Source organism: Aeromonas sp. s2 (genome assembly GCF_040907935.1).
GTDB lineage: Bacteria > Pseudomonadota > Gammaproteobacteria > Enterobacterales > Aeromonadaceae > Aeromonas > Aeromonas dhakensis.
Genome location: NZ_JBFOCR010000005.1, coordinates 353524 through 369902 on the forward strand (window position 1 = coordinate 353524; position 16379 = coordinate 369902).

15 protein-coding genes are annotated in these 16379 nt (G+C 64.0%); 4 read left to right on the forward strand and 11 right to left on the reverse strand.

The features are described from left to right. Positions 1-124: 124 nt before the first annotated feature. The 6 genes from AB5Y81_RS03070 to AB5Y81_RS03095 form a co-directional block, all read right to left on the reverse strand. Positions 125-1126, reverse strand: coding sequence for a glycosyltransferase family 4 protein (locus AB5Y81_RS03070; protein ID WP_095592670.1), 1002 nt, complete (start codon positions 1124-1126; stop codon positions 125-127). 75 nt (positions 1127-1201) lie between these two features. Next, positions 1202-2689 carry a SpoIIE family protein phosphatase gene (locus AB5Y81_RS03075; protein WP_279484292.1) on the reverse strand — a complete coding sequence of 496 codons (1488 nt, stop codon included), beginning with the start codon at positions 2687-2689 and terminating at the stop codon, positions 1202-1204. 10 nt (positions 2690-2699) lie between these two features. Next, positions 2700-3368: a CpsD/CapB family tyrosine-protein kinase gene (locus AB5Y81_RS03080; protein ID WP_005301417.1), complete on the reverse strand. Its 669-nt coding sequence runs from the start codon at positions 3366-3368 to the stop codon at positions 2700-2702. Between the two features lies 1 nt (position 3369). Further along, positions 3370-5475: an SLBB domain-containing protein gene (locus AB5Y81_RS03085; RefSeq protein WP_042006405.1), complete on the reverse strand. Its 2106-nt coding sequence runs from the start codon at positions 5473-5475 to the stop codon at positions 3370-3372. A gap of 17 nt (positions 5476-5492) precedes the next feature. After that, entirely contained in the window at positions 5493-5909 is a 417-nt protein-coding gene (locus tag AB5Y81_RS03090; protein ID WP_279484291.1) for a hypothetical protein, read from the reverse strand. Further along, on the reverse strand, positions 5906-6253 hold the full coding sequence (locus AB5Y81_RS03095) for an STAS domain-containing protein (protein WP_005301420.1): 348 nt from the start codon (positions 6251-6253) through the stop codon (positions 5906-5908). The genes AB5Y81_RS03090 and AB5Y81_RS03095 overlap by 4 nt, the downstream gene beginning before the upstream one ends. 341 nt (positions 6254-6594) lie before the next feature. On the opposite strand from AB5Y81_RS03095, the gene AB5Y81_RS03100 reads away from it, so the two are divergent. Next, positions 6595-7086, forward strand: a complete 492-nt coding sequence (locus tag AB5Y81_RS03100; protein ID WP_010633831.1) for a molybdopterin-dependent oxidoreductase — start codon at positions 6595-6597, stop codon at positions 7084-7086. 8 nt (positions 7087-7094) lie between these two features. Then, positions 7095-8918: a response regulator gene (locus tag AB5Y81_RS03105; protein ID WP_279484290.1), complete on the forward strand. Its 1824-nt coding sequence runs from the start codon at positions 7095-7097 to the stop codon at positions 8916-8918. 109 nt (positions 8919-9027) lie between these two features. Here the strand turns inward: AB5Y81_RS03105 and AB5Y81_RS03110 are convergent, their stop codons facing one another. Both AB5Y81_RS03110 and AB5Y81_RS03115 read right to left on the reverse strand, forming a co-directional pair. Next, a complete protein-coding gene (locus tag AB5Y81_RS03110; RefSeq protein ID WP_279484289.1) occupies positions 9028-10056 on the reverse strand; it encodes an MBL fold metallo-hydrolase in 1029 nt (342 codons plus the stop codon). 119 nt (positions 10057-10175) lie between these two features. Continuing rightward, positions 10176-11159: an aldo/keto reductase gene (locus AB5Y81_RS03115; RefSeq protein ID WP_279484288.1), complete on the reverse strand. Its 984-nt coding sequence runs from the start codon at positions 11157-11159 to the stop codon at positions 10176-10178. A 193-nt stretch (positions 11160-11352) separates the two neighbouring features. Between AB5Y81_RS03115 and AB5Y81_RS03120 the strand changes: the two genes are divergently transcribed. Then, the gene (locus AB5Y81_RS03120) at positions 11353-12333 is read left to right on the forward strand and encodes a LysR family transcriptional regulator (RefSeq protein ID WP_279484287.1); all 981 of its coding nucleotides are present in this window, start codon (positions 11353-11355) and stop codon (positions 12331-12333) included. Positions 12334-12381: 48 nt separating this feature from the next. Here AB5Y81_RS03120 and AB5Y81_RS03125 read toward each other — a convergent pair whose 3' ends face one another. The 3 genes from AB5Y81_RS03125 to AB5Y81_RS03135 are packed head-to-tail and all read right to left on the reverse strand — an operon-like array spanning position 12382 to position 14973. Next, the gene (locus AB5Y81_RS03125) at positions 12382-13020 is read right to left on the reverse strand and encodes an SDR family oxidoreductase (protein WP_279484286.1); all 639 of its coding nucleotides are present in this window, start codon (positions 13018-13020) and stop codon (positions 12382-12384) included. A gap of 56 nt (positions 13021-13076) precedes the next feature. Continuing rightward, positions 13077-14006, reverse strand: coding sequence for an alpha/beta hydrolase (locus AB5Y81_RS03130; RefSeq protein ID WP_279484285.1), 930 nt, complete (start codon positions 14004-14006; stop codon positions 13077-13079). Positions 14007-14055: 49 nt separating this feature from the next. Then, positions 14056-14973 carry an alpha/beta hydrolase gene (locus tag AB5Y81_RS03135; protein WP_279484284.1) on the reverse strand — a complete coding sequence of 306 codons (918 nt, stop codon included), beginning with the start codon at positions 14971-14973 and terminating at the stop codon, positions 14056-14058. Positions 14974-15096: 123 nt separating this feature from the next. Here AB5Y81_RS03135 and AB5Y81_RS03140 point away from each other — a divergent pair, with 123 nt between their 5' ends. Further along, positions 15097-16017, forward strand: a complete 921-nt coding sequence (locus tag AB5Y81_RS03140; RefSeq protein WP_279484283.1) for a LysR family transcriptional regulator — start codon at positions 15097-15099, stop codon at positions 16015-16017. Positions 16018-16379 lie beyond the last annotated feature (362 nt).

Sequence of the window (16379 nt, forward strand, 5' to 3'; positions counted from 1 at the left end):
GCAGAGCAGAGAGCGCGAGGCTGACAGGGAGAGGGGTTGACCGAAGGCGCAGCTCACAGCCATAAAAAAAGCGAGTGGCCTCACCACTCGCTGCACTTGCTGGCTGTGTGCCGGCGGCTCGGGATCAGCCGCCATAGACTGCCAGGATGTCGCTCACCCTGTGATTGACGCTGTAACCCCGGGCGATGGTCTGGCGGGCAGCCAGGCTCATGGCGCCCCGCGCCTGCTCGTCGCGACTCAGCCAGTAGTTGACGATGGCCGCCATGTCCTGCACCTGGCCCGGCTCCACCAGCCAGCCGTTGGACTTGTGGTCAATCAGCGACACCAGCCCCCCCACCGCAAAGGCGCAGACCGGAATGCCGTGGGCCATGGCCTCCAGCGCCACCAGCGGCAGCCCCTCGAAGCGGGAGGTGATGCAGAGCAGATCGATATGCTGCCACTCGTCGGCCATCCGGCGAAAACCGTGAAACTCGACGCGATCTCCATACTGCATGCTGAGATCCCCCATCAGCGGCCCCTCACCATAGAGGTGAAAGCTCCCCTCCGGGCAGAAGGCAGCCAGCTGGCAGAACGCCTGGGGCCCTTTCTCGGCGGAGAGGCGACCGACGAAGGCGATGCGATTGCCCGCCACCGCCACGGGCGCTGAGGGCATGGGGACAAAATTGCTGATGACGGTGCTCGGCACAGGCAATCTGCGGGCGATGGGCTCGCTCACTGCGATGCACTTCGCAAAGCGGGCCGTGAACCGGTCGAGCCAGCTGTAGAGTTTCAGCCAACCCTCCCCGTCATCCCCGCTGTGAAAGGTGGAGACCACCGGCTTGCCGCTGCACCAGGCGGTAAGGCGCCCCAGGATCCCGGCCTTGTAGCCGTGGGTGTGCAGCAGCACGAAGCCGGGCTGGCCTGCCAGCACCCGCACGAAGTCACGGCTGTTGCGACAGACCCGGTATGGCAGCCCCTGTTGCCTCAGCAGAGTGACAAAGGGGGTCATACCGTGATCCGCCACCAGCACTATGGTGGTGTTCAGACCCCGCGCCAGCAGATCGCGGGCAAGGTGGGTGATGTGGATCTCTATCCCGCCGACCTGGCGGGCATCGATGGCGAGCCAGACCTGATGTGTTGGCAACATGGGCAACCTCCTCTGGTGGCGTCGGGCCACCTGCAGCGGGGGTTTTGCATAGAGTGTGCCAGCGGTTTGGGGGCCTCAGTCGGCAGGAAATGCCACCAGCAGCAGGGTCATGTCATCCGGGGCCTTGTCGGCCCGTTCGTCAAACCAGGTGGCGATGGCCAGGGCCAGCTGCTCCAGGCCGGGTGCGGGGGTGAGACAGATCTGCTGCAGTTGCGCCTCCCACAACTGGCGCTCGGCGGGGTCCCGGCTCTCCAGCAGGCCATCGGTCCAGAACAGCAGGCGCTCGCCCGGCTGCAACTGATGCTCGCAGGTCTCGAAGTGGGGATCCGGCCGCAGACCGGGCAAGGGACCGGTCACGCCGAGCGGGTGCATTCCGTCCGCCCCGATGAGCCAGGGGGCCGGGTGCCCGGCACTGGCCCAGCGGACGCGGCCCACCTCCCCCAGCTCGATGCAGAGGGTGGTGAGCAGGGTCGCCCCCAGCAGGGGATCGCTGTGCACGGCGGTGGAGAGGGTGGTCAACAGGCTGGCAGGGGATCGCTGCTCGCTCTGGGCGGTCAGCAGACCGCGCAGATAGCCCGCGTAGGCATGGGCAAAGAACTTGGCCTCGGCATCGTGCCCCATCACGTCCCCGAGCCACAGCACCCGCTCCTTCACCAGCAGGAAATCCCCGCCCCCCACGGCGGCGGCACGGGTCTGCAGCGCCAGCTGATAGCCGTGCAGCTGGTTGGCCGGCAGCAGGGGGCGCAGGGCCGAGGTCATCCGCTGATCCAGCTGATCCCCCCACTGGGCCTTGAGCTGGGCCGACCGCTTGAGCACCCGGGCGACCGCCAGCTGCAGCGCCTGCTTGGTTATGGGCTTGATCAGGAAATCATCGATGCCAAGGGCGCCAGCCCGGCTCTGGGTCCATTGATCATGGTGGCCAGTCAGAAAGATGAAGGGGACCCCGCGCATCTTGGGATCCTTCATCAGCTGCTGGCGCAGGGCGAAGCCGTCGATCCCCTCCATCTCGATGTCGGAGAGCACCAGATCCGGCGGCTGGCGTCCCAGCGCCTGCAGGGCCGCCAGGGGATCGGCAAAGCTATCGACCTGATAGTTGTCGTGCAGATAGCCGGTGAGCAGGGTGCGCATCACCTTGTCATCGTCGATCACCGCCACCATGGGCATCCGCCGGGGAGCGTGCCGGGCCCGCAGGATCACCCGGTTGCGCCCCTGCTGGTGGCTGAAGCTCACTTCCTCAAACAGGCTGTGCACCAGCGCCAGACCATAGCCCCCCTCCTGCGGCTCTGCCGGCAGGGGGTTGGCCGCCAGCGCGGGCTGGGGCCCGCCGTCGTCATCCAGTTGCAGACTCAGGCCCGACTCATCCTGCAGCAGGCTGAGCCAGAGCTGGCTCGCCGGCGGCTCCCCATGACGCACGATATTGGTGGCGAGCTCGCTGAAGCAGAGCAGCCAGTTGGCCTGCTCCTCGGGGGCAACCTGAAACAGCGCCAACCCTTGCGCCAGACGGCCGCGCAGCTCGCGTACCGACTGCAGGGTGGCGGGGGCGGATCGCAACCACTCTTTCATATCGTCTCCCTCAGATCCGGAAGTTGAGCAGCATGCTGCGCCGGCACCAGCGTTTGAGCCACTCGGTCAGCCGGTTGCTCGGCAGCCGGTTGAGTTCACGCAGGATCTCGCTGGCCAGCCCCGGATTGACCCTGTCGTTGAACACGGCCCCCAGCAGATTGGCCTCGGCCCGGGTCAGCTTCTCCACCGCGCTCTGCACCATGGTAGTCGGCGTCACGCCGGCCAGCACCACCAGCAGGGCCCCCTCGCAGGCGGCGCACACCTGATCCGCCGGGATATTGCCCCGGTTGAGGGCATTGAGGGGGGAGGTATCGAACAGCACAACATCATAGTGCTCGAGCCAGCGCACCAGCAGGGCGCGCAGGGTCTCCTTGTTGCGAAAGGCCATCAGATCCTTGCCCGGCGCCGGCAGCACCGCCAGGGCGTGACCCTGGTGTTGGGGCTCGGGCACGTCGTTGGGCCCCCAGGCCTGGCCGGCGGGCCGGCCCGGGTGATAGAGGTTGAGATCCACCAGCAGGGTCTTGAGGCCGTCCGCCTCGGCGCGCCGGGCCAGCGCCTCGCAGATGGTGCTGACCCCCTCGCCCCCCTCGGCCGAGGTGACCGCCAGGGAACGGATCCCCCGCGCCAGGGTCGAGGCGTAGAGCGACTCCAGTTCCAGGTACTGGATCGGGATGCTCACGTTACAGGGTTCCCACCAGGGCGACCACCGAGATGGTGGTGAGAATGTCACGCATCCCGTCCATGAAGATGGCCCAGTTGCTGCTCTTGCTGTCGGGGATGAAGACAGTGTCCCCTGCCCTGAGCACCGGCAGCTGGCTGAAATCGGGCTCCTTGGCAAAGCCGTCCAGATCGAAGGTACGGGCCTGATCCCCCTGGCCGCTGACGGCCATGTTGATCACCACGATCTTCTTGATGTAGGCCGAGCTGGTGGGCCCGCCGGCTTCCGCCAGCAGATCCAGCAGGGTCATGGAGGAGTTGAAGCGATAGCGGCCCGGCCGGGCGATGGCCCCCAGCACCCTTATGGTGTTCTCCTTGGGCTCGTCGAGCCAGGGGCGATTCTTCTCCGGCAGGTAGATGGAATCCCCCGGCAACACCTTGGGCAACAGTGTTTCGTCGCCGGTCTCGAAGTAGAGGGAGAGATCCAGTTTGCTCACCCGCGCCGTGCTGCCGTTGCGATGGGCGATGCGCACGTTGCGCAGGTCTGCCGCCTGGGTCGGGCCGTCTGCCGCCGAGAGGATGTCGATAAAGCCCATCTCCTCGTTGAAGGCGTAGCGACCGGGGGCGCCGACCTGACCGAAGATGTAGATGGAGCTGTCCGGCGACTGGCGTACCCACTGGGATTTGTTGTCGCTGGGATCGGTGGGCAGCTCGGGGATCATGATGGTGAAGCCGGCGTGGATCCTGGGCAGGCTGCCAAGGGCCCCCCCCTGATGGAGAAACTTGTCGAGATCGAAGATGGTCGGGGTCGCCATCCCTCCCTCCGAGGTCAGGATCTGCACCTTGGCGATGTCGGCCCGCTCGTTGGGGCCGCCGGCATGGGCGATGAGATCGAGCAGCGACATCTCGTCAGACCATTCATAGCGGCCGGGAATGCGCACCGCCCCCATCACCATCACCGCCCGCCCCGGCGCCACTTTCAACCAGGACTTCTCGTTGATGTCGGTCTTTTCCGGCACGAAGATGGCGTCACCCGGCCTTATCTGCGGCAGGTTTTTCTGCATGCCCTCGGTATAGGCCTGCAGATCGATGGGTTCGACCGCGCCATTGGTGCGCAGCAAGCGGATCTGGCGGCTCTCGGCATAGCGGGTCGGCCCGCCGGCGTTGGCCAGGATGTCGAGGAAGGTATCCCCCTCCCGCCCCTCGTAGGCGCCGGGCTTGAACACCTCCCCCATAATGTAGATGGTGCGCGCCCCACGCTTGATCTGCTCCTCGTCCTTGGGCACGAAGATGGTGGCGCCGGGGGCCAGTGCCGGCAGCAGCTTGTTGTTGCCCGAATCGAGGTAGGCCTTGAGATCGAACAGCTCGGGAGCGTCCCCGTTGATCACCCGGATCCGCTCCACCCCGGCAAAGCGGGTCACCCCGCCGGCCCGCATCAGCAGATCGACGATGGAGTTGCCGCTCTTGAAGCTGAAGGCGCCCGGGCTGTTCACCTCGCCAAACACCTTGATCGCCTTGCCGGTGTCGCCATCCCCGCCGGCGGCCAGGGTGGCGGCATCGAAGTCAATCTGGACGTTGCCGATAAGGGGGGATGCGGGCACGAAGACCACGTCGAGGGATTGCAGCGGGGGCAAGAGACCGGCATCGCCGGTATCGAGATAGCGCTTGTAGTCGAAGCTGGAGACGGTGTCGCCGCGGCGCACCTGCATGTTGTTGAGCTGGGCCCCCGGCACCAGGCCGCCGGCCGCATCCAGCGCCATCTGCACATTGCCATCGGGCGCCAGATCATAGCTGCCGGGCTTTTTGACATAGCCCATGACGCTGATGAGCAACCGCTTTTCCAACAGGGTGATGGTCAGCTGGGAGAGGTTGTTGTAGACGGGCTTGAGGGCGGTGCGAATGATGGCGTCCGCCTCTGGGAGCGTCTTGCCGCCCACCACCACGGTCCCCACCTCGGGCAGTTTGATTTCACCCTGCTTGTCGATCTGGAAGGGCTTGTCGAAGGCGGCCTCCCCCGGCTGCACGATTGAGAGCCGATCCCCCGGCGCCAGCAGGGTGCTTGCCAGCAGCGGACAGGTAAACAACCACAAAACAACCGCGATAAATCCCTTGATAGCGCCCCGATCCATAGACATCCTTTTTATTGTTACGTTTGCCTCCACTGACGCAACGGAAGTCCAGACCAGCTCCGGCTACAACCCCCACTGGTGGTCTTTTCCAGCTGCAAACGCACCTGCTTCAACGACTCGGCCAGCATGGCCTGACGCCAGGCTACGTCGGCCCAGAGCCGGCCATGTACATCCCGTACTATATCAACTCGTTGAGATTGTAGCTGTTTTAGCCCAGCCGGCATGCAGTCGCGCAGACCCGCCTGCTGCAGGCTGACCAGTTGCTGATCGAGCTTCTGTTGACGCTCATCATAACCTGACAGCAGGCGTTGTTCATCCTCATTTAACGGTAACCAGGTGGGTCTCAGATCGGCCATTCCCCCCTTGCCCTCGGATGGCCATTGCGCGCAACCCGCCATCAGCAGCGAGATCCCGAGCACAAGCCAGCGCTTCATGATGCCACCACCATGCCGGATGACTGCATATAGGCTTTCACGTTCTCATGACAGGGAATGACCCGGTTGATGTGCAGCATGTCCAGCAGATCGCGGGGTTGCCCCGGACCACAGATGATCTCCAGATGATGCCCGTTCATCACCAGCCGCTTGTGGAGAAACACCAGGGCCCCGATCCCCGAGGAGTCGATGAAGTGCACGTCTCGCAGATCCGCCAGCACATCACCTGTGTACTCCGACAGCTTTTCAAATAAGGGGCGCAATTCACTGACGGCCATCGCATCAAACTCGCTTTCCAATGCCACAACCTGAGTGTCGTTAAGGGTGTAGGTCATGCTTTCCATGTTGAAGCTCCTTGTCTATGCCAGGACGGTTTAGTTCCATGCCATACCCAGTAAAGCAAGAGCCGTGCCTGGCAAGAAAAAGACCCAAAGAAACCCTGTTTTTCACCTTAACTAGAGAAGCACATCGGCCACGGCAAGGGGAGAATTCCTTGCCAATTTGCAACATGGCTCATCCTTCTCATTGCAAAATGCGATGAAAAGGCACTCTCACCCCCTCTTCACCCCCGTCTAAGCCACGCCAGTTGCCACTTTCCACTATCAGGCACGCTTATTGCCTTGCCTCTATGCCAGGCCCGCCGTTGCCCTGGCATCTGCTTCTCACGGTTCCATGGAGGAAGGTTATGAGACTCAATTTTTATGTTGCTCCCCTGCTGGCCATTCTTTGCGCTACCGCCCAGGCGACTCCCGATCCCGACAGCGCCCAGCTCAGGGTGGAAGGCGCCATTACCCAGCCCAATTACCAGCAGGACGCCCTGTGGGACACCGCCATGCTGGATCAACTGCCCGAATACGAGATCAAGACTCACACCCCCTGGTATGACGAAGAGAAGACCTTCCGCGGCCCCCGTCTGAGCGATCTGCTGGCCAAGGTGGGCGCCAGCGGCAAGCAGCTGACCATCACGGCGCTCAACGACTACTCGATCCAGGTGCCCACCAGCGATGCCGCCCAGTATCAGGTGATCCTGGCCCGCAGCATCGATGGCAAGCCGCTCTCGGTGCGTGACAAGGGGCCCCTGTTCCTGATCTACCCGTTTGATCAATACCCCGAGCTTCGCAACAAGCTCTATTACGGTCGTGCCATCTGGCAGATCAACAAGATCAAGGTGGAGTGAACCGCATCATGCAATCCATGGCAGCCAGTCAGCGCTCCCTGTTCGTCGTGCTCTGCGTGCTGTTGCTGGCGTTTGCCGGTATCGGTACCGTCCAGTACCGGCAGTTCGAAGAGCTGCAGCACAGCACCAGTCAGGGTGAAGACAACGTCATGTGGAACTATTTCCAGCTCTACAACGAGGCGCTGCGCTTTCAAAATGCCCTGAAAAATGAGCCGCAGGTCAAGTTCCAGCTCAGATACGACATTCTGGTCAGCCGGATTGAGCTGGTGCTGGAGAGCAAGGATCGCAACCTGCTGCAACATACCCAGATTTATCAGCAGGCCAGCAAGGAGATGCGCCGCTTCATCGCCCTGGCCGATCTCTGGCTCGGGCCGGTCCAGCACAAGCCGCTGGATCAGGCGGCCCATCAGCAACTTGATCAACAGCTGACCGCCCTGCTCCCCCAGCTCCACCAGCTGACCCTGGAGGTCAACGAGCAGGCGACCCTGCTTGACGTCGCCCGCCGCGAGGGGGTTCGCCAGCAGATCATCACCACCAGCCTGATCGCGGCCCTGCAGTTTGCCCTGCTGTTCGTGCTGGCCCTGCTCATCTGGCGGCAGATGAATATCTCGTTCCTGCAGCACAAGCTGATGCAGCAGCTCAACGAGAAGCTGGTGCGGGCCAACCGCGAGGCCGAAGCGGGTCAGCGGGCGAAAAGCAGTTTTCTGGCCAACATGAGCCACGAGATCCGCACCCCCATGAACGGCATACTCGGCATGTTGTCGCTGCTGGCGGATCGCACCATGGCCCCCAGAGAGCGGGAGTACCTGGAAACGGCCCGGGAGTCAGCCAACCATCTGCTGGGGCTGCTCAACGACATTCTGGATATCTCGAAACTGGAAGAGGGTCGCATCGAGCTGCAACTCGTGCCCCACCATCTGCCCAAGCTGCTGGAGGACATCCGGGCCCTGATGCAGAGCAATTGCGATGCGAAAGGGATCAAGCTCAGCCTGACCCTGGCCCCCAACACGCCGGAATGGCTGATGATGGATCCCCTGCGGGTGCGCCAGATCCTGTTCAACCTGCTGAGCAACGCCATCAAGTTTACCCACCAGGGCGAGGTGAACATCAGGGTGGACAGCCAGCCGCTGGACAAGGAGCGTCATTCGATTCGGATCGCGATTCAGGACACCGGCATCGGCATGAGCAAGTACCAGATGGGCAACCTGTTCCAGCGATTCTCCCAGGCCGACATCTCCATCACCCGCCAATATGGTGGCTCGGGGCTGGGCCTCGAGATCTCCCGCAACCTCGCCCGCCTGATGGGGGGCGACATCTCGGTCGAGAGCCACGAGGGGTTCGGCAGCACCTTTACCTATCTCTGGCCTGCCCAGGCGACCACCCCGTCGATGACCAGCCTGCCCAGCAAGCCGACCAGTCAGGAGAGCTATCGCATCTTGCTGGTGGACGACAACGCCACCAATCGCAAGGTCATCGGTACCATGCTCGCATCTGCCGGTCATCGGGTGACGCTGGCGCTGCAGGGGGAAGAGGCGCTGGCCAGACTGGCGCAAGAGACCTTCGACATCGTGCTGATGGATGTGCAGATGCCGGTGATGGACGGGCTGGCAGCCACCACCCATATCCGCGCCTCGCGCCAGAGCTGGGCCGACATTCCCATCATCGCCCTGACCGCGGATGCCATGCCCGAATCAAAGCAGTACTACCTGTCTCACGGCATGAACGGCTACATCACCAAGCCCATCAGCAAGGAGACGCTGCTGGGGGAGATCAACCGTCACCTGGTGCGTGAACAGCGCAAGCGCACCATGACCCTGGGCAATCAGGCTTGAAGCGGCGCCGCTGCGCCCGAACGCAGCGGCGTAAAGGTAGCAGGCGCTGGCTCGACGATGCGGGCGCCCGCCATGGGCGCCCGTTTTCACGCTTGAGCCAGACCCAGGTTCACTCCCGCCACCAGAGGCTGCCGCCATGGGGGGCCTGCAAGGTCAGTGACTCCCCCATCATGGGGGTGGTCAGCGGGATCTGCTGCTCGGCCGCCAGCCGGGTGATCTGCTCCAGCGGCTCATCCCATGGGTGCATGGCAAGATCGAAGGTGCCGTTGTGGATGGGATAGAGCCAGGTTGCGCGCAGATCATGAAACGCCTGTGCGGTCTGGGCCGGAAACATGTGCACATGGGCCCAGCGCTCGTTGTAGGCCCCCGTCTCGAGGAAGGCGATGTCAAACGGGCCATGGCGCTCACCTATCTCCTTGAAGCCGGCGAAATAGCCGCTGTCACCGCTGAAGAACAGCTTGCACTCATCGCTGCGAATGACCCAGGAGGCCCACAGAGTCTGGTTGCCATCGCTCAGGCCGCGGCCGGAGAAGTGCTGGGCCGGCGTGGCGATGAGTTCAATGCCATCGACCAGGGTCTGCTGCCACCAGTCCAGCTCCCTGATCTTGTGTGCCGGCACGCCCCAGGCGCGGAGCCTGGCCCCGACCCCGAGCGGGGTGATGAAGTGCGCCACCCTGCCCTGCAGCGCCACTATGGTGGCGTGATCCAGGTGGTCATAGTGATCGTGGGAGAGGATCACCCCGGCCAGGGGCGGCAGATCCTCAAGGGCCATGGGCGGGGCGTGCCAGCGCCTGGGGCCAAGCCATGAGAGCGGTGAGGCGCGCTCGCTGAAGACGGGATCGGTCAACCAGAACTGGCCGCGCAATTTGAGCAGCAGGCTGGAGTGACCCAGCCGCCAGACGCTGAAATCCGGAGCCGCCATGACATCCGCAAGGGTCATGGCCTGCACCGGGATGGCGCGATCCGGCAGGGTGCCGGCGGGCTTGCCAAACAGGAAGTCACGCCAGATCCCGACCTCTTTCCAGACACTGCGCGCGGGGGGCGCCACCAGATTGTGAAACCGGCCTGCCCGATACTGGGTTGAGTCCTGGTGTTCGGGCAGACCCGATTGCAATACAGACGAGATAATACCGGCCATCGCGGCTCCTGTGAGTCATAACAACATAAGGGCCCCGGCGAACCGGGGCGACGCGAGCGTTGCCAAGACACGCGGCAGTGGCCGGGTGCCTTGCACGACTCGCTTTCAAACAGGGCGCCTCAGCGCCCCACCAGTTTTCCCAGGTGCGCCGGGTAGCGCCCCCCTTCCAGCTCGATGCCTGCCACGGCGGCGTCAATGTCGGCCAGCTCGCGGCTGCCGAGCCTGATGGCGGCGGCCCCCAGGTTCTCTTCCAGCCGGTGCAGCTTGGTGGTGCCCGGAATGGGCACGATCCAGGGCCGCTGGGCCAGCAGCCAGGCAAGCGCAATCTGGGCCGGCGTCACCCCCTTGCTGGCGGCCAGATCCCCCAGCACCTCCACCAGGCGCAGGTTGGCGGCGCGGGCCTCCTCGGCAAAGCGCGGCACTATTCTGCGAAAATCGTTCGCCTCGAAGCGGGTATCGGCCTTGATGGCCCCGGTCAGAAAGCCCTTGCCGAGCGGGCTGAACGGCACGAAACCTATCCCCAGCTCGTCGAGCAGCGGCAGGATCGTCTGCTCGGGCTCACGCCACCAGAGGGAGTATTCGCTCTGCAGCGCCGCCACCGGCTGCACCTTGTGGGCACGGCGGATGGAATCGACGCCGGCCTCGGACAGACCGAAGTGGCGCACTTTCCCCTCGCGGATCAGATCCTGTACTGTGCCGGCCACCTCTTCCATCGGCACCTCGGGATCGACGCGGTGCTGATAGAAGAGATCGATGACATCGGTGTTGAGCCGGCGCAGGGATGCCTCGGCCACGGCGCGGATATTCTCCGGCCGGCTGTCCAGCCCATCGGGTACCTTGCCGTGCTTGAAGCCGAATTTGGTGGCGATCACCACCTTGTCGCGAAACGGGGCCAGCGCCTCCCCCAGCAGCAACTCGTTGTCGCTAGGGCCATAGGCTTCGGCGGTATCGAAGAAGGTGACCCCGAGCTCATGGGCGCGCCGGATCAGGGCGATCGCCTCCGCCTTGTCGGTGGCGGGGCCATAACCAAAGCTCAAGCCCATGCAGCCCAGACCGATGGCGGATACCGTCAGCCCGCTGTTACCCAATTGACGTGTTTGCATGCTTGCTCCTTTTCTCACAATGCAGCCGGAACTGCCCTGGTAACCATGGATGCACAGCCCCTTGTCTCAACCAACCCGAAGGGGAGTCAAGCGCTTAAGGCTGGCGCGGTCGATGGACGCACTATAGAGATGGGATAAACATCGAACTAGACGGTAAATGGCGGAATCAGTTACAACCAAATGATGTAAATCCATGAGCCAGACCATGATCAACGAATTGCGCTCCATCACCACCTTCGTACACACGGCCGAGCTGGGCAGCCTCAGCAAGGCGGCCGAGGCCCAGCAGATCTCTCCCCAGGCCGCCAGCAAGGCGCTCGGGCAGCTGGAAAGGTATCTGGGGGTGCGCCTGTTTCATCGCACCACCCGCAGCATGTCGCTGACCGAAGAGGGGCAACGATTTCTGGAGGCGGCGCAGCCTGCCCTGCTCGGCCTGCAGCAGGCCCTGACGGCGGCGCGCCAGACCCGTGAGGAGTTCGCCGGCCCGCTGCGAATAGTGGGCCCGCGCTCCGTGGTACAGACGGTCATAGGGCCGCTGCTGGAGGAGTACTGCCGCCGCTATCCCGATGTGCAGCCGGATATCCGGCTCGATGACAGGGTCGGCAACTGGGTGGAGGAGCGGGTCGATGTGGGGCTGCGCATCGGCATCTCGCCCCAGGAGGGGCTGATCGCGCGCCGCCTGTTCCCCATGCAGCTCATCATCTGCGCCGCCCCCGCGTATCTGCGCAAATTCGGCGTGCCCCTCACCCTGCACGACCTTGCCCTGCATCGCTGCAGTGCCTTTCGCCACGCCGGCAACGGGCGCCTGATCCCCTGGTACGTCAAGATGGGGGACGAACTGCAGGAGCATCCGGTGCGCCCGGCGCTCTCCACCAACGACGAGATGGTGGAGCTGGGGGCCGTGCTGGCTGGCGACGTCATCGGCCAGCTGGCCGGGCCTACGGCGGCGGCGCATATCCGCGCCGGCCGCCTGGTGCCCTTGCTGCTCGAGCACATGACCCAGAGGCTCGGCCTTTTTCTCTACTACGGCAGTCGCGCCGCCCAGCCCGCTCGGGTACGCCACTTCATCGATCTGGCGATAGCCAGCCTCGCGGACAACCGCGCCTATGTGCTCGACCTGGATGAGCTGGAGCAGGCCCATCGGGCCGGCATGGCGTCGCTGCAAGCAACATGACGCCAGCGCCCCCGTCCCGGCACCGCAGACCAGCGCCCTCGCCTCCCCTTACATGAAGTACGGCTTGTCACCCTCGCTGCCGGGTTGGTGGATGCCAAGGTTCTCCCTCACGTGCAGTTCGGGGGAGACCAGGATCCGGGTGATGAGATCCCCCACGCTCCTGCGCGACACCACAGTGCCCAAGAAGGGCTGACCCTTGGCGGTCAGCTCGTAATCCACGTCATCCTCATCGGTCAGCCAGGCCGGGCGCAAGATGGTGTAATCCAGACCCGATGCCTCGATGGCGTCTGCGGCACGTCGGTAGGGTTTAAGCTCCTCGCCGATGATGCCGCGATTCCACTGGCCGAACTTGCCGGGCACCTCGTCGTAGATCCCAAGGGACAGCACGAAGACCAGGCGCTTCACTCCGGCGGCCTGCATGGCGGTGATGATCGCCTGGGCCTGCTTGTCCAGGTTGTCGCCACTGAGGTTGGCGTAGACGATCTCTTGTCCTGCCATCGCCTCCTTGAGCAGCGGCTTGTCCAGCACGCTGCCGATCACCACCCTGGCGTTGGCCGGCTCACGGCCGCTCAACTTCTTTGGGTCGCGCAGCAGCAGGGTCTGGCGGATGTCGCCCTGCCCGGCGAGCCCCTTGACCACCCACCGAGCTATCTGGCCGCTGGCGCCGAGGATCAGTACGTTTCGCATATCGGTTGACCTTTCGTTTGTCTCATCAATGGGTGGGGGATGCCCCCACCGCGGGATCACAGGGTGCGCTGGAAGAAGGGCACGAGGCTTGCCATGGCGATGGCCACCGGCTCGGCTTTGTCGTAGAGGTCGTAATGGGACCAGCCTTCGGCCACGACAATGTGCTTGTCGGTGGAGGCGGCGCGGCCGTAGATCTCCCAGCCATCCCGATAGGCGCCAAAGCCCCCCGCCTTGTCGCCGATGACCACCATCAACGGCTGGGTCAGCAGCACCTCGGCATGGAGGAAGGCATCCCACCCCATGGCGGCGCCGGTGAAGGACATCAGCTGGCGGGTCGCGCCATGGGGCTGCTGGCCGCGCGCCGTCTTGTAGTACTCGGTGGCCTCCAGCACGTCGATGTCGGTGATGCCTGCCGCGGTGGCCGCCGCCACGGACGCTGGCAGCAGATCGGCGGGTTCCGTAGAGCTCCCTTGCGCCTGCGCCGTGCGCATCCGGGCGATGCCCTGGGCCAGCTCAAGAGGTTTGAACTGGGCGAAGCCTTCGCGGATCAGGCGGCCATAGTTGACCCCAGTGATGGAGGCCAGCGCCTTGAGGCGGTGATCCGTGATGCCCGCATGGATGGTGTAGGCGCCGCCGCCGCACACGCCGATGGCGCCGATGCGATCGCTGTCCACATAAGAGAGGGATTGCAGGTAGTCCACCGCAAAGCGGATGTCGGAGACCCGAATCGCCGGATCCTCGATAAAGCGCGGCTCACCGCCGCTGGCGCCCTGAAAGCTGGCGTCGGGCACCAGCACCACGAACCCTGCCGCGGCCAGCCCCTTGGCGTAGACATTGCCGGCGGTCTGCTCCTTGCAGCTGCCGATGGGGTGGGTGCTGACGATGGCCGGGTAGCGCTTTTGCTCGTCGAAATCGGGCGGCAGGTAGAGGTCGGCCGCCGTCTGCCAGCCCAGGTTCTGATAGGTCAGGTTCAATACATGGCTCATGATGATGCTCCTCGATAAGCGAGAGGGGTCTCCCCCTCTCGCGGGCCGATTAGTTCAGGGTTCGCAGGAAGAAGGGGGCCAGCTTGGCGACGGCCTCGTCGACATGGCGGGGCACATCGTAGAGGGACATGTGGTTGGCCCCCTCCACCACATGCAGGGTCTTGTCTGTGCTCGCGGCGCGCGCCAGCAGGTCATCGCTCATCCACTTGCTGCCGGCCACACTGCCAGCCACCGCCAGAATGGGCTGGGTCAGGAAGGCCTCCGCCTTGTGATAGGCGTCGTAGGTGATGATCTGGTTCAGGTTGCGGGTCAGGGCAAAGCCCGGCGCGTTGGGGTGCTCGCAGCGCGGGGTGTGGTAGTACTCCCAGGCTTCGCGCAGCTCCTCATTGGGGGCATCCTCTTCACGCAGGGGCGCCAAGGGGATGGTGGCGTAGGCGGTGCCGGTCGCATCTGCGGTGCGGGCCTGGGAGCCGAAGTCCAGATAGCCCATGGCATCGGCATCCTTGACGCTGTTGTCCCAGCCATTGCGGAACATCTGGCCGATGTTGACCGCGCTGACCATGCCGAGCGCCTTGATGCGGCGATCCTGGATGGCGGCATTGGCGCTGTAGCCGGCACCGGCGCAGATGCCCATGGCCCCGATCCGGTTCTCGTCGACATAGGGCAGCGTGGTCAGGTAGTCCACCACGGCGCTGACATCTTCGGTGCTGACGTGGGGATTCTCCAGCTGACGCGGCTCGCCCGAGCTCTCGCCCTGATAGGAGCGGTCAAAGGCGATGGCAACGAGGCCCTGCTCGGCCAGCTTGCTGGCGTACAGGCCCGCGGTCTGCTCCTTCACCCCGCCGCCGGGGTGGGAAACCACAACCGCCGGGTACTGCTTGCGCTCATCGAAGTGCGGCGGGAAGTGAACGATGGCGGCCATGGTGATGCCTTGGCCGTTGCGATTGGGGAAGGTGACATGGGACATGGTCGGGCTCTCCGTTAGGTTCAGGGGCGTCATGCTTGACGCGAGTTCGAGCTAATAGTAGTAAGTCTATTGAGCTAGATATACGCACCTATCCAGACATGACTGATTAGCCAGGCTAAACAAATGCCCATAGAACCTTCACTCGTCGCGTCACTGACGTGGTTTGCCCACATCGCCCGTCACCGCAGCTTCACCAAGGCCGCCACCGAGATGGGGGTGACCCGCGCCGCCCTCTCCCAGCACCTGAAGGGGCTGGAGCAGCAGCTGCAGGTGCGGCTGCTCAACCGTACCACCCGCGACATGTCGCTAACCGAGGAGGGGCAACGCCTGCTGGATGTGCTGCAACCCTCCCTCACGGCCATCGAGCGGGTGGTGAGCGAGCTCAATGACTCCCACCTTGAGCCCTCGGGCCTTATTCGCATCAACAGTTCGCGCATCGCCGCCAGGCTGCTGCTCGAGCCGCACATGGGGGAGTTTCTGGCGCGCCATCCCAAGCTGCGGCTGGAGCTGGTGATGGCGGACGGTTTTTCCAACATCATTGCCGACGGGATGGATGCCGGCATTCGCCTGGGGGAGAGCCTGGATGAACACGTGGTGGCGGTGCCCATCACCCCGCCTTTGACCATGGCCATCGTCGGCTCACCCGACTATTTCAGGCAGCATGGCACGCCACAGAGCCCGGGCGATCTCACCCGGCACAACTGCCTGGCCTACCGCTTCACCTCCAGCAACACCATAGACCGCTGGTCGTTTACCTCCCCCGATGAGGAGCAGCACACCCAGATCGTCGATCCCAAGGGCAACGCCGTATTCAACGACGACGACAGCATGCTGCAGGCGGCCCTGCAGGGGGTGGGGCTGGTCAAACACCTGGATCTGCGGGTGCGCCAGTACCTGAGTGATGGATCGCTGGTGCGGGTGCTCGCCCCCTGGTGCCCCCCCTTCCCTGGGTTTTATCTCTATGTGCCCTCGCGGGCCCAGATGCCGGCCAAGATCCGGGCGCTGATGGATTTCCTGATCGAGAAGCGAGCGCAGCTGGCCTGATGCCCCTGCGCCGGTCGTTGCCCGTCAGGTCAACAAGTGGTTCACGCGCCACCAGTCAAGTGCCCGGGATTGCCGACGGTCTGGCGCTTTCCAGCGCCTGGCCGTAGGCGCACGGTAGACCCTTTTCTTTCGAAAAGGGGTTGTAGCGTGGTGAGAACAAAGAGAATGCAAAGGCAATAGAGGCCACGGGCAGTGACTGAGGGAAACATGATCCCAAGGGAACTGCGTAGAAGATCAAGAGGACGTTTGCGCCAGACTCCAGAGCCACCTTGCGGTCGCACCTGAGAGCTTGCGGCAGAGAGCCGGAAATATGGGATGAAGACGCCAGACTCATCCACATCAAATGGATGACCAAGAGGCCT

Excerpts from the sequence above, each read along its gene's own strand:
- AB5Y81_RS03140 (WP_279484283.1), top strand. The coding sequence starts at position 15,097 with ATGCCCATAGAACCTTCACTCGTCGCGTCACTGACGTGGTTTGCCCAC.
- AB5Y81_RS03110 (WP_279484289.1), bottom strand. The coding sequence starts at position 10,056 with ATGGCCGGTATTATCTCGTCTGTATTGCAATCGGGTCTGCCCGAACAC.
- AB5Y81_RS03095 (WP_005301420.1), bottom strand. The coding sequence starts at position 6,253 with ATGGAAAGCATGACCTACACCCTTAACGACACTCAGGTTGTGGCATTG.
- AB5Y81_RS03075 (WP_279484292.1), bottom strand. The coding sequence starts at position 2,689 with ATGAAAGAGTGGTTGCGATCCGCCCCCGCCACCCTGCAGTCGGTACGC.
- AB5Y81_RS03125 (WP_279484286.1), bottom strand. The coding sequence starts at position 13,020 with ATGCGAAACGTACTGATCCTCGGCGCCAGCGGCCAGATAGCTCGGTGG.
- AB5Y81_RS03120 (WP_279484287.1), top strand. The coding sequence starts at position 11,353 with ATGAGCCAGACCATGATCAACGAATTGCGCTCCATCACCACCTTCGTA.
- AB5Y81_RS03105 (WP_279484290.1), top strand. The coding sequence starts at position 7,095 with ATGCAATCCATGGCAGCCAGTCAGCGCTCCCTGTTCGTCGTGCTCTGC.
- AB5Y81_RS03100 (WP_010633831.1), top strand. The coding sequence starts at position 6,595 with ATGAGACTCAATTTTTATGTTGCTCCCCTGCTGGCCATTCTTTGCGCT.
- AB5Y81_RS03085 (WP_042006405.1), bottom strand. The coding sequence starts at position 5,475 with ATGGATCGGGGCGCTATCAAGGGATTTATCGCGGTTGTTTTGTGGTTG.
- AB5Y81_RS03130 (WP_279484285.1), bottom strand. The coding sequence starts at position 14,006 with ATGAGCCATGTATTGAACCTGACCTATCAGAACCTGGGCTGGCAGACG.
- AB5Y81_RS03070 (WP_095592670.1), bottom strand. The coding sequence starts at position 1,126 with ATGTTGCCAACACATCAGGTCTGGCTCGCCATCGATGCCCGCCAGGTC.
- AB5Y81_RS03115 (WP_279484288.1), bottom strand. The coding sequence starts at position 11,159 with ATGCAAACACGTCAATTGGGTAACAGCGGGCTGACGGTATCCGCCATC.
- AB5Y81_RS03090 (WP_279484291.1), bottom strand. The coding sequence starts at position 5,909 with ATGAAGCGCTGGCTTGTGCTCGGGATCTCGCTGCTGATGGCGGGTTGC.
- AB5Y81_RS03135 (WP_279484284.1), bottom strand. The coding sequence starts at position 14,973 with ATGTCCCATGTCACCTTCCCCAATCGCAACGGCCAAGGCATCACCATG.